This is a genomic window from Veillonella sp. (assembly GCF_041333735.1).
GTDB lineage: Bacteria > Bacillota > Negativicutes > Veillonellales > Veillonellaceae > Veillonella.
The window spans coordinates 675,001-690,033 of the sequence record NZ_JBGKFB010000001.1; the positions used below are offsets into that span (position 1 = coordinate 675,001).

Here is a 15,033-nt window from a genome sequence, read left to right on the forward strand (position 1 = left end):
AACATCTCACGACACGAGCTGACGACAACCGTGCACCACCTGTTTTCTGGCTTCCGAAGAAGAGGAACCATCTCTGGTTCTGTCCATCAATGTCAAGACCTGGTAAGGTTCTTCGCGTTGCGTCGAATTAAACCACATACTCCACCGCTTGTGCGGGCCCCCGTCAATTCCTTTGAGTTTCAACCTTGCGGTCGTACTCCCCAGGCGGGGTACTTATTGCGTTAACTCCGGCACAGAAGGGGTCGATACCTCCTACACCTAGTACCCATCGTTTACGGCCAGGACTACCGGGGTATCTAATCCCGTTCGCTCCCCTGGCTTTCGCGCCTCAGCGTCAGTTTTCGTCCAGAAAGTCGCCTTCGCCACTGGTGTTCTTCCTAATATCTACGCATTTCACCGCTACACTAGGAATTCCACTTTCCTCTCCGATACTCTAGATTGGCAGTTTCCATCCCATCACGGGGTTAAGCCCCGAACTTTTAAGACAGACTGACCAATCCGCCTGCGCGCGCTTTACGCCCAATAATTCCGGACAACGCTTGCCACCTACGTATTACCGCGGCTGCTGGCACGTAGTTAGCCGTGGCTTTCTATTCCGGTACCGTCAATCCTTCTAACTATTCGCAAGAAGGCCTTTCGTCCCGATTAACAGAGCTTTACAACCCGAAGGCCGTCATCACTCACGCGGCGTTGCTCCGTCAGACTTTCGTCCATTGCGGAAGATTCCCCACTGCTGCCTCCCGTAGGAGTCTGGGCCGTGTCTCAGTCCCAATGTGGCCGTTCATCCTCTCAGACCGGCTACTGATCATCGCCTTGGTGGGCCGTTACCCCTCCAACTAGCTAATCAGACGCAATCCCCTCCTTCAGTGATAGCTTATAAATAGAGGCCACCTTTCATCCATCCTCGATGCCGAGATTGGATCGTATGCGGTATTAGCAGTCGTTTCCAACTGTTGTCCCCCTCTGAAGGGCAGGTTGATTACGCGTTACTCACCCGTTCGCCACTAAGATTGATAGAAGCAAGCTTCCATCGCTCTTCGTTCGACTTGCATGTGTTAAGCACGCCGCCAGCGTTCGTCCTGAGCCAGGATCAAACTCTCCAAGATATCTTGAAGCTATTTGAATAGCTCATTATTTGTTGTCGTTACATTTAAGTAACTTTGAATTATGGTTGGTTTTGACTTTGTCAAAACCCGCACTCTGGCATATGTTCAATCATATGATTGATTACCTATCATTGTTCAGTTTTCAAAGATCTGTACCAGTTAAACCAGATTTCATCTAGCTTCGAAGCACTTTCTTTCGAAGTGTTTCACCAACTGGCGACTAGATTATAATAACATGTCGTCACTTTCATGTCAACATCTTTTTATAATCTTTTTTAGAATTTTGTAATTTCTGTTTTAACCAGGAATTACATTTTTATTCTAAAACGATTATCAACAAACATAGATTTTATCTAGTGTTTGCTAACTAATAAACAGTCGCTTCGAACGACTGTATAGCTATTATAGTACAAAGATCTGAGGTACGCAACCCCTAATTTTAAAATTTTGCAAACTTTTTTCTACCTCTCTTTATATGGTAGATTCTTGTATTTGTCATACTATATATAGTACTTATTAATAATATCAATAATGAACTTAAATTGCCTTACTATATACGCTATTCTTGCTTTATCTATACCGTTATTTTTATAGGTAGTAATTCGCATTCAGACTCTTTTACTAATCACCTCTTAAGCTACATGTATCATTAGCATAATTTTGTCATTATATAGTATATATAAATAAAAACAACGCCATCCAACCGGATGGCGTTGTTTAATAAGGATTTGTGTTCCCTAGTCGGGGGTCCAGGGTACGGGGGCCCTCACAAACTCATTATAAGGGCCATTGTGTCATTGTAGATACGCGTGTATGTAAGGGATACACGTATATCATCAGTATGTATTAGAGATCAACTAAGCCTTTAAACGAGAGAAGACAAGGCTTTAATATCTACATCACTATAGATACCAATTATTGTTGGATTGCACTACGTAAATCAACTTTGTTGTAGTCGTTGCTACCCATTGGTTCGTTGATAGCTTTGCGAAGGTCTACTACGTGTTCATCAGCAGCAGTTGGTTCTTCGCTTGCTTTATTTTTAACTGTTTGTTTAGTAGCGAACCAAATTGTTTCGTTCATGTAGTGACGAAGTTCTTCGTTAGATACATGTTCTTGCTCTTGAGCAAGGATATCCAAGATTGCATCTTCTAATGCTTGTGCTTCGTCGTCAGTCATAGGACCGCCAACTTGCTTTTGTTTTTGTACAACTTCGTTAACACGATCTACCATGCCACGCAATACATTGAAGCCATAGCTATTTACGAAGCCATCTTTTTCATTGTATTTAGGTGTTTCAAAGTATTCGTATTCGTTTTTGTTACGGTTCTCACCGTTCCAATTTAAAGCTGTTTCAAAACCGTGTACGCGACCTAAGGAATGCGTACGGAAGTAATCAGCATAGTTATGTTTATCTTTGGAATGTAACCATTTTTTATCAGCTTTAGTCAATTGTTCATGATTGTTGCGTTTAGCCTCTGCTAAGGCGATTTTTTGTTCCGCATTTTCCCATGCTTTCACATAATCATGAAGAGATTGTACTACTTGTGGGCTAGCCACAGGTACCAATACAACATTGCTCAAACCAGGTGCGGATGCAGGGTTAGGTAAGATCAAGTTGTCATCATATGTTGGAGCGCTTGCTGCGTGACCAGTGAAGGATGCTGCGCTCAATAAAACTGCTGCTGTGAAAGCAAGCATTGTAGATTTTTTCATATCTATTCCTCTTTTCATAGTCGAATTAATGTGCTGGATGAGGGCTCCCGAAGGAACCCTTACCAGTCATATCCATACCTAGGATTAGATTCCTAGTTTTTTTGAAAGTTTTCTGAAAGTGTAACTAATTACATACCCATTTTCGCCATCATTGCAGCCATTTGAGCTTTCAATACTTCTACTTCACTTTGTAGACCAGCGTTTTGAGCTTTAATTTGTTCGTTTTCATATTTCAAGTCGGATACTTCACCTTTTAATCCGGCATTTTGAGCTTTCATTGCAGCCATTTCAGTTTGAACTGCGTATGCAGAACTGATAGGGCCTTTGCGGTAGCGGTCTGCTACAGCTGCTTCAGCATCTCTATTACCAACTTTCCAAGTTACACCAGCGTTTGCCATCATATGGCTAGAGCCGCCAGCCCAGGACAAGCCACCATGGAACATTGTGGATTCGTTTTTGTAATGAGCTACGCCCACTGCAATCGCGGAATTACCACGGTAGTTACCATAACCAGCCATGATTTGAGTTGGTTCCAATGGATCGTATTGCATAGGTTTCAATGCGGACAATGCTGCACCTTGAGCGCCTACACGGCCGATTTCTTCGTTCAATTGATCAACGCGTGGGTCAACTGCGCCTTTTACGGAAAGGTCATAGTTCAAGCCGCCATCAGCAGATTCAGTTTTCTTCAATACTACGGAATGATCATCAGATGTCAATGTAGTACGGGAATCTTTCAATTGTTTAACGTTTACTGCATCTGTATCATTAGTGCCTTTTTGAACATTAGTGATTTTGTTACCACCCATGTTGAGGTTGCCACCAGTGATATTTACAGTATCGCCACCGAAGGATACTTTAGGACCATTGGAGTTGTTGGAAATGGAAGTGATGTTAGTGAGGTCGCCTTTCACGTCGAAGGATACTTTACCGTTCGCATCAGTGTGAGCAGTAGTATTCACGCCGTTGGAGAAGTCTAAACCTTCAGATAACATTACTGTTCTAGCGTTGCCACCATTTTCTTTGTAAGTCAATGGAATTTGTTTAGCTGCTTCCTTACCATTGAAGTTAACTTGGTAGTTAGTTGTATGGTTAGTAGCATTTGGTTGAACATCTACAGTGATCGCTTTGTTGTCACCTGTTACAGTAACTGCTTCACGAGCTGCGTCTTTCACGTCGTTTTTATCTACAGATACTTCGTATGTTGCACCAGCTGCACCGAATGTATCGCCAGCTTTAGGAGCTACTTTAGCGATGTTATTAGCATCAGCTTTAGCTTGTACTTTTTCAGTAGATTTTTTAGCTGCTTCTTGTTGAACAAGTTTCAATTGTTCTTCAGTTGCTGCACGACCTTTAGTTGCGAAGTCAGCAGAATCAAGAGTTTTGTTAGTTAAGCCAGTGATGTCACCAGTTTTACCATCAAGCTTGATTGTGTTGTCGCCAGCTACGTTAACTACTTGGTCACCTTTGAATTCTAATTTACCGTCGCCTTCTTTGTTAGTGATGGAAGTGATTTTGTTCAAATCGCCTTCAACATTAACTTTATAAGGGTTGTTTTTAGAACCATCGCCAGTCACTTTAGTGTTTTGACCGTCAGTAAGGTTAGTTTTAGCTTCTTTCAATTGACGTACGTTAACCGCATCAGTATCGTTTACACCGTCTTGAACGTTAGTAATTTGTTTATTACCAGCGTTGATACCGTCTTTAGTTACGGATGGGCCATTGTTGATTACTAAACCACCATCAGTGATCTTAGTATCGCCAACTGTTAAGGAACCTTCGTTAGTAAGATTTACATTGTTGCTCAATGCATATTCTACTTTAGCGCCGTTTTCGTCGCTAGTTTGTTTTACAGTAAGGTTTTTACCGCCGGAGAATTCAACAGTTTTACCATCAGTAATTTTCTTAGCTGCTGTTTCAGAATCAGAAGTAGTATTACCAGAGGATTTAACGTTGAAGCTACTCATTGTACCAAGGCCAGCACCGCTAATTGTCATTTCGCCATTAGCAGATTTGGATACTGTGATACCGTCAACACCTTTAACATTTACTTTACCGCCGTTAGCTGGAACATCTGTGCCGTTAGCTTGGATTGTCCAGATATCGTCAGTGTTAGCAAATGTTTTGTCGCCGTATTTAATGCGGTCCCCATCTTTCTTAATTGTTGTGTAATTATCAGGTGTACCTAAGTGGATTTCCTTAGTTTGGATAGAGTCGATACCTTTGATGTTTTTATTCAAGCGAATGTTCAAAGTATCGTGACCATCAGCAGTTACAGCGATGTTACCTGCAGCAGATTCGAATGTTTTTTCTTGCTCTTCAGTAACGCCTTCACCTTTAACTTTAACTGTGGAGTTAAGTTTGTTTTTGTTTACAACGCTTTCGTTATTACCAGTGAATTTCAAGCCGTCATCAGTAGTAGCCACTTCGTGTTTGTTGTTGTTGCTATCTTCGTATACGATACGAGTGATACCATTAGTACCGTTTGTACCATTTACACCGTCTTGACCGTTAGCACCACGGATAGTAAGACCATCTTTACCGTCTTTACCATTCAAGCCGATAGAGCCGTCTTTACCGTTAATTACAACAGCAGAACCGTCTTTACCGTTTACACCGATCTTACCGTCAACACCTGGTTTACCATCTTTACCGTCATTACCAACTTTGATATCGTCGGACAATGCATAGTTATAAGTGTGGTTGCCAGTTACTTTATCAACGATTTGTTCAACAGTTAAGTTTTTACCAGCACCAAAGTTTACAGTTGTGCCAGGTTTAACGATTGTAGCAGTGTGATTACCTACTGTGTTACCAGTAACATCACCTTTCCAACCGGAGTTGTTGATTGTATCTACTACAGTTTTAACTGTTGCGATACCATTGTCACCATCTACGCCTGGTTTGCCATCTTCGCCGTCTTTCACTTTACCAAGTGTTACGTCGTATTTAACAACACCGTTTGCATCAACGGAAGCTTTAGTGTAGTTGCCGTCAACGAAGTTCAAGCCTTCAGACAATTTAACTTTTTGTTTAGCACCGCCGTTAGCTGTGTAGTTAAGTTCAGCATCGCCAAGGTTAACACCTGTTGCGCTTACTTTGTAGATTGTTTGGCCATTATCGCCTTCACGAGATGTTACAGTTACGTTGTCACCAGCTTCAACTTCAGTTTTAGCAGATTTCAATTGTTTTACGTTAACTGCATCAGTGTCATTTACGCCAGCTTTCACATTAGTAATGTTCAAGTTACCAGCATTAATGCCACCTTTAGTGATGGAAGGACCATTGTTGATTACTAAACCACCATCAGTGATCTTAGTATCACCAATTGTTAAGGAACCAGATGGAGTCAAGTTAACTTCTTTGGACAATTGAACTTTCAACTTGCCATCTACGTTGTTCACGCCGATGTTGTTGTCAGTCAATTTGGACTTATCTGCACCACCAACAACGTCCATAGTTTCGTTCAATTTCTTAGCGATAACTTTGGATTTATCAGCACCTTGTGCATCGTCACCAGCATATTTCATGCCATCATCCAATGTAGCCACTTCGTGTGTATTCTTGCTGTTATCTTCGTATACGATACGAGTGATACCATCTTTACCGTTTACACCAGGTTGACCATCTTTAGCTTTCATAGTAAGACCATCTTTACCGTCTTTACCATTTAAGCCGATGGAACCATCTTTACCGTTGATTACAACAGCGGAACCATCTTTACCGTTTACGCCGATTTTACCATCAACACCGTCTTTGCCATCTTTACCAACTTTGATGTCATTAGACAATGCATATGTATAAGTTTGTTCACCAGTTGCATTATCGATATTTTGAGTAATTGTCAAATTATCGCCTGCTGCGTAGGATACAGTTTTACCGTTGCCTACTGCTGTTACAGCGTGGTTACCAACTACATTGCCTTTCGCATCTGTGGAGAAGGAGTAGCCATCTTTAATTTGATCTGCCAAACCAGACAAGTCGATTTTCGCGATTGTACCAGCTTGGTTAGCACCATTGCCATCGTTGTATTTCAATGTAACGGATTTGTCTGCTGCATCATAAGAGTAAGATGTAGTAGTTTCACCTGCACGGTTGGATTGAGTTGGTGCAATGTGTAAGTCGTTAGCTTTGGAAATACGAGTTACGTCGCCAATGTTAGCTGCGTTATCGATTACATCGCCGCCAGATTTAAGGTTAGTGATGTTGTTGTCGCCCATGTTCACGTTGCCGCCATCGAATTTGAATTCGTTGCCGCCGATTGTGAAAGTAGCAGGGCCATCGTTTTTAATGGAAGTGATGTTTTTCAAATCTTTGTTCAATTGAACTTCGAGAGTATCAGTACCATCAGCTTTTACGTTGATGTTACCAGAAGCGCTCTTGAAGGATGCAGAAGTTGTTTTATCTACGCCTTCACCTTGAACTTTAACAAGGCTGTTCAATTTGTTTTTGTTTACAACGTCAGTGTTATTACCAGTGAATTTCAAGCCGTCATCAGTAGTAGCCACTTCGTGTGTATTGTTGTTTTTGTCTTCGTATACGATACGAGTGATACCGTTAGTACCATTTTTACCGTCTACGCCGTCTTGACCGTTAGCGCCTTTAATAGTAAGACCATCTTTACCGTCTTTACCATTCAAGCCGATAGAACCGTCTTTACCGTTGATCACAACAGCAGAGCCGTCTTTACCGTTTACGCCGATTTTGCCGTCAACGCCGTCTTTGCCATCTTTACCGTCGTTACCAACTTTGATGTCATCGGACAATGCGTATTCAACTTTAGCGCCGTCATTGTTGCTAGTTTGTTTAACAGTCAAGTTTTTACCTGCTACCATTTCAACTGTTTTACCATCAGAGATAGTTTTTGCAGCTGTTTCGGAATCAGCAGTTGTATTACCAGAGGATTTCACATTCCATGTGGATTGTGCAGCACCTGGAGCTACATGCAAGTCGTAAGTAACTTGGTTACCGTTTTCTGTTTTATTAATTGTTACAGAGTTATCGTTAGAAGTTACTACTGTACGGGAGTCTTTCAACTGTTTAACGTTAACTGCATCAGTATCGTTTACGCCTGCTTTTACATTAGTAATGTTCAAGTCACCAGCGTTGATACCAGTTTTAGTAATGGATGGACCACCAGAGATAGTCAAGCCACCGTTGTTAACAACAGTATCACCAATAGTTAAGGAACCAGATGGAGTCAAGTTTACGTTGTTGTTAAGATCGTATTTAACTACGCCATCAGCAGCTACGGAAGCTGTTGTGTTGGAACCATTTGTGAAGTTCAAACCTTTATCCAATGTAACTTTTTGGTCATTAGAGCCATTCGCTTTATATGTCAAAGGAATTTGTTTAGCAGCTTTATCGCCATCGAATGTTACTTGGTAAGTTGTGTTGTGGTTTGCTTCGTCTTGTACAGGTGTAACAGTGATTGGGTTATTGCTATTGTTTGCATTGTTTACAGTCACTGCTTCACGAGCTGCGTCTTTAACAGCATTACGGGAAACATTCACTTCGTATTTAGCGTTTGCATCACCAGTTTGTTTACCGTCAGCTACAGTAATGTCAGCAATGTTAGTGTCGCCTGCTGCAGCAGATTTTTTAACTACGCTTTCAACAGCAGCTTTATCGCCTGTAGGCAAGTTGCTCAAGTCGATCTTAGCTGTTTTGCTTACTGCATTATCATTGCCATCAACATATTCCAATGTAACTGTTTTATCAGCGTTCACTGTGTATGTTTTGTCTTTGATATGAATGTCGTTAGCTTTGGAGATACGGTTAACGTCGCCAATGTTTGCTGCGTTGTTGATAACATCGCCACCAGATTTAAGGTTAGTGATGTTGTTATCGCCCATATTCACATTACCGCCATCGAATTTGAATTCGTTGCCGCCGATTGTGAAAGTAGCAGGGCCTTCGTTTTTAATAGTCTTGATGTTAGTCAAGTCACCAGCTAAACCGAATTCAACTTTAGCGCCGTCTTCAGTGTTAGATTGTTTTACAGTCAAGTTTTTACCTGCTGCCATTTCAACTGTTTTACCATCAGTGATAGTTTTTGCAGTTGTTGCGGAATCAGCAGTTGTATTACCAGTGGATTTTACATTCCATACGGATTGTGCAGCACCTGGAGCTACATGCAAGTCATAAGTAACTTGGTTGCCGTTTTCAGTTTTGTTAACTGTTACGGAGTTATCGTTAGAAGTTACTACTGTACGAGCATCTTTCAATTGTTTTACGTTAACTGCGTCAGTATCGTTTACACCAGCTTTCACATTAGTAATGTTTAAGTTACCAGCGTTGATACCAGTTTTAGTAACGGATGGGCCACCTGTAATTGTTAAGCCACCATTATTAAGAATAGTGTCGCCAATTTTCAAGGAACCATTTGGAGTCAAGTCGATGTTGTTGGACAATGCATATGTGTAAGTGTGTTCGCCAGTTGCAGCATCGATATCTTGTTTTACAGTCAAGTTATCGCCTGCAGCATAGGAAACAGTTTTACCATTGCCAACAGCTGTAACAGCGTGGTTACCAACTACATTGCCTTTAGCGTCAGTGGAGAAGGAGTAACCATCTTTGATTTGATCAGCCAAACCGGACAAGTCGATTTTCGCAACTGTACCAGCTTGGTTAGCACCGTTACCATCATTGTATTTCAATGTTACGGATTTGCTTGCTGCATCGTAAGCGTAAGATGTAGTAGTTTCACCTTGACGATCAGAGGATGTTGGAGCAATGTGCAAGTCGTTAGCTTTAGAAATACGTTTTACATCGCCAATGTTAGCTGCATTGTTATTTACATCGCCACCAGATTTAAGGTTAGTGATGTTTAGGTCACCCATGTTGATAGGGCCACCAGTAACATTGATGGAGTTAGGACCAAATTCCATTTTTGGACCATTTGTAGTGTTGGAAATGGAATGGATGTCTACTAAATCTTTGTTCACATCGTATTTAACAACGCCTTCAGCATCTACGGAAGCTGTTGTATTTCTACCGTTTGTGAAGTTCAAACCTTTATCCAATGTAACCTTTTGTTCGTTTGTGCCATTCGCTTTGTATGTCAAAGGAATTTGTTTAGCAGCTTTGTCGCCATCGAATGTTACTTGATATGTAGTATTATGGTTTGTTTCATCTTGTACAGGTGTAACAGTGATAGGGTTGTTGCTGTTGTTTGCATTGTTTACAGTCACTGCTTCACGAGCTGCGTCTTTTACGTCGTTACGGGATACGTTTACTTCGTAAGTTGCGCCAGCTTCACCGAATTGATCGCCTGCTTTAGGGGATACTTTTGCGATGTTTTTGTCACTAGAGCCAGCTACGTCTGCTTTAGCTTGTACTTTTTCAGTAGAAGCTGCAGTAGGTTTTACGTTGTTAACATCTACAGTATATACAGTTTTTGTGCTGCCATCTGCATTTTGAATTACATTGCTTGTTACTTTCGCAGCATTTTTACCTTCTACTACAACAGTGCTGTTCAATTTGTTTTTAGCGTTGTCGGACAAGTCAGCTACTACATTGCTACCAGAAGCAGTTGTTTTAATGTACTCACCATTGTTAGCACCTACAACGCCGAAACTCAAGCCACCTTGTTTGTTCAATTTTTGTAATTCAGTAGCGCCTGTGTTACCAGTCAAACCAACTGTGTTATTGAAACCGTTGTTAACGATACTCAATTGTTCTTCAGTTGCAGCACGACCTTTTTTAGCGAAGTCAGGAGCATCCAAAGTTACGTTAGTTAAACCAGTGATGTCACCAACTTTAGCATTCAAGTTAATGTTGTGATCGCCTGCTACGTTTACAGTTTGGTTACCACCGAATACAACTTTGCCGTCGCCATCTTTGTTTGTGATGGATGTAATGTCAGTTAAATCACCTTCAACGTCTACTTTGAAAGTTTTAACGCCATTCACGTCACGGTGAGAAGCAGTTGTGTTCTTACCGTTTTCCATGTCGATAGCTTCTTTAGCAAGGTTTTTAATTACAGTCTTACCACCATTGTTGATATTGGAAAGATCTTGTTTAGCAATACCTGTGATAACAGCAGTTTCGTTAGGAACGTCTTTGTTGTTACCATCAAGGTAAGTCATTGTTACTTTGCCGTTGTTATCAACTGCGTATTCACCTGGTTTGATATGACGTTCGTCAGCACGAACTTGTTTCAATTGGCTAACATTAACAGCATCATTATCGTTTACACCAGCTTTTACATTTGTAATATTCAAATCGCCAGCGTTGATACCAGTTTTTGTAATGGATGGACCACCGTTGATAGTCAAACCATTATCTGTAATGTTTGTATCACCGATTTTTAAAGAACCATCTGGAGTCAAATCAACATTTTTATCTAATGCAAATTCTACTTGTGCATTACCATCTTTGTTGGTTTGTTTGATGGTCATGTTTTTGCCGGCTTGCATTTCAACAGTTTTGCCGTCTTTGATTTCTTGAACGCCAGCGGAACCTTGTGCAACTTTACCTTCTGTAGCAGAAGATTTAACGTTGAAGGAGCTCATATCACCAGTTTTCAATCCGCTCAAGTCGATAACTGCTTTAGGGCCATTTACAGTTTTACCATTACCATCTTGGTAAGTTAATGTAACTTTTTTGTTAGCATCTACAGTGTATTCAGCCACATTGTTATTAGTGCCTGCTGTAGGAGCTACGTGCAAGTCATTCGCTTTAGAAATACGGATAACGTCGCCAATGTTAGCAGCATTGTTGATTACATCGCCACCAGATTTAAGGTTAGTGATGTTGTTATCACCAAGATCTAGGTTGCCACCAGTGATGCTGATATTGTCACCACCAAAGTGCATTGTAGGGCCACCATTGTTAGTGATGGATGTAATTTCTTTAAGATCCTTGTTCAAGGAATATGTGTATGTTTGTTGGCCAAGAGATGTTTCAATATCTTGTTTAACTGTTAAGTTCTTACCAGCTGCGTAGTTAACAGTTTGACCGCTTTCAACTTTAGTTGCTGTAGCAGTACCATCTAATTTACCACCGTTCGCTGTAGCGTTTGTTAAGAAGTCATATTTAGCTGCTGTGTCAGCAGCGTTGATTGTGTAAGTAGTACGACCATCTACAGTTTTTTCATCAACTGTAACATTTTTACCAGCTTTCACCATGCCTTTGTCATCAAAGCTTACAGTGATTTTGGAATCTTTTTGACCATCATGAGCCGCTACAGTAGATACACGACCTTCGCCAATCACGTTTAATTTACCGCCATCAGCCAAGAAATCACTGGAACCAGTATTACCAGTCACAGCAACACCAACGTTTTTCAATTGAGCCACGTTAACAGCATCAGTGTCTGCAGTACCTGCAGCAAGACCAGTCAATTGACGAGTCAAAGTGCTACCATTACCGATAGATACAGCAGCTGTAGTAGCTGTTTGTACGTTGCCAGTCAAACGAGTATATTTACGTTCATGAGGATCAGATGGGTTATAACCTACAACACCTTTATCTGTTGTTGTAACAGAAGAAGAACCAAGAGCTACACCATTAGCAATATTAGCTTCAGCAGCATTACCTAAAGCTGTAGCAGCCTCAGCATTTGCTTTAGTTGTACGACCTAATGCAACGCCATATTTGCCAGCTGCACGAGAGCCAGGACCTTCAGCGATAGCAGATTCACCAGTTGCTTGAGATTGCATACCGATAGCAATAGCGTTTACACCAGATGCAATAACTTTAGGGGAACCTTCGCCACTTTGACCAATTGCAATAGCATTATTGCCAGAAGCCTCTGCACGAGCACCGATTACAGTAGCACCAGATCCAGATGCTTTAGTTTCACGACCGATAGCGATTGCATCTAAATTAGTTGCTTCATTATCACGACCGATAGCAATTTGGGAGTTCTCATGATTTCTACGTGTATCGTTACGGTCACCATTTGCAGAGTCAGTTAAGTTATTTTTACCAATGGAGATACCACCCATAGTTTTAGCTTCATTATATTGACCAATAGTCACTGTATCAGCTACATGGGATGTATTCATAGCACCAACAGAAACAGAATTATCACCCAAAGCTGCATTGTAAGAACCTACTGCTGTAGAGTAGTTACCTGCTTGTTTAGGTGTTGTTGTTGTAGAGCCTTTTGTGTAGTTTTGGTTATTATAGTTACCAATAGCAACAGCAGATGTTGCATTAGCATTATTTTTATTACCTAATGCTACAGTTGCAGCAGCACGCGCTTCGTTACCTGCACCAATCGCTGTAGCTGCACCACCATTAGCATAGTTTTCATTACCTACAGCTAAACCAGAATTACCTAGAGCTTGGTTATTAGCACCCAAAGCTGTAGTACCATCTTCATTATCAGTTGTATTTTGGTAACCTACAACAATGGAGTTAACGCCAACACTGTTATTTGGTTTAGCGTTAGCCGCGATATCGATACGGCTATTTTGTGTATTTACACTGCCATCTGGACTTCTGTACGCTTCAACAGGAGTACCCAAATGAGCGCCTGCACCAACAAGTGCCAAGCCAGCCAATACACTAGCTAATACTTTTTTCTTGCCGTTATTGTTTTTCGCAGCTTCAGGTACTACTACGTAGCAGCCTTTAGATTTGCTATAAACGACTTTAAAAACCTTATTCATAGAAACTATGAACCCCTTTCTCTCTTATAAGAAAACACTAAATGCCTTATATACACTTTTTGTTTCATGAATTGTTTATGACACACGTTCACATACTCTTCATTAAGATATTTATATAATACCAATTTATAAACTAAATGTAAATAGAATCTCTTAAAATTATTAAAGAAAATTTTAGAATTATAAATTTAATAAAATTGAGTTTATGCTACAAGGAATTATATACATACACTCTATAAATCAAGCTATTATAATATAGTTATTATATACAATATAAAACATTTATATTTGAGACTACTCTATTTTTATCTAATCAGTTTATAATATGTTAACAATCTATAGAAACATCCATGCTATCTTCATATTTATAAATATAAACTTTTTAAATCGAATTATATAGATAATGCAGTATTTATCGTATATATAATGTATTTTAAGAACAAGAATAGATAAACGCTTGCCTTTACTTTATTAAATTATTTTATATTTGTTTATAAAAAGAGCCTCCTTATACAATAAGGAGGCTCTTAAATCTCATATAATAATACCGATAACTAAAGGATCAATATAAAAAGGATAAAAAATAACGCCATCCAAACGGATGGCGTTATTTGTATAAGGATTGTGTGCCCTAGTAGGGGTTCTAGGGTACATAAGGCCCTTACATGTCCTTTATAAGGGCCATATATATTGTGTTATTATTATACAGATATTTTATCTGTATACGCATCTAGGAGTTCTTAGAAAACTTAATCTTAGAAATGTAGTTTACTATTAAATAATTATTGAATCGCAGTACGCAAATCTACTTTTTTGTAAGTTTGAGCATTACCCAATGGTTTGTTAATCGCTTCGCGAAGATCTACAGTGTGTTCATCTTGAACAATAGGTTCTTCACTTGCTTTGTTTTTAACTGTTTGTTTAGCTGCGAACCAGATTGTTTCGTTCATGTAGTAACGAAGTTCTTCATTAGAAACGTTTTCTTGGTCTTTAGCCATTACATCCAAAATAGCATCTTCCAATGCTTGAGCTTCGTCGTCAGTCATAGGACCGCCAACTTCTTTTTGTTTTTGAACGATTTCGTTGATTTGATCTACCATGCCACGCAATACATTGTAACCATAGCTGTTAGTGAAGCCATCTTTTTCATTGTATTTAGGCATTTCGAAATATTCGTATTCGTTTTTGTTGCGGTTTTCACCATTCCAGTTCAAGAACACTTCTTGACCATGTACACGACCGATGGAATGTGTACGGAAATAGTCAGCATAGTTGTGTTTGTCATAGGAATGTAACCAGATTTTTTCAGCTTTAGTCATTTGCTCATGTTTGTCGTATTTCACTTTAGCTTTTGCGATGTTGATTTCCGCATTTTGCCAAGCTTTCACATAGTCATGAACAGCAGACACTGTTTGTGGGCTAGCCACTGGAACTAATACTACATTGCTCAATTTAGGAGCAGATACAGGATTAGGTAAAATCAAATTATCATCATATGTTGGAGCTGATTGTGCACCTACAACGCCTGAAGAAATAACAAGGGCAGCTGCACAAGCAAGTAATGTAGATTTTTTCATTCTATATTCCTC

Annotated in this window: 3 protein-coding genes and 1 rRNA gene (1 of these 4 only partly in view); all 4 read right to left on the bottom strand. The window is 40.1% G+C overall.

From position 1 onward, the window contains the following. Positions 1–1,106 (bottom strand): 16S ribosomal RNA (locus ACDF53_RS03120); it reaches 457 nt to the left of the window's first position. Between the two features lie 915 nt (positions 1,107–2,021). After that, positions 2,022–2,822, bottom strand: coding sequence for a hypothetical protein (locus tag ACDF53_RS03125; RefSeq protein WP_370815447.1), 801 nt, complete (start codon positions 2,820–2,822; stop codon positions 2,022–2,024). Between the two features lie 128 nt (positions 2,823–2,950). Beyond that, a complete protein-coding gene (locus tag ACDF53_RS03130; RefSeq protein WP_370815448.1) occupies positions 2,951–13,444 on the bottom strand; it encodes an ESPR-type extended signal peptide-containing protein in 10,494 nt (3,497 codons plus the stop codon). A gap of 782 nt (positions 13,445–14,226) precedes the next feature. After that, the gene (locus ACDF53_RS03135; protein WP_316120413.1) at positions 14,227–15,021 is read right to left on the bottom strand and encodes a hypothetical protein; all 795 of its coding nucleotides are present in this window, start codon (positions 15,019–15,021) and stop codon (positions 14,227–14,229) included. Between the last annotated feature and the right edge of the window lie 12 nt (positions 15,022–15,033).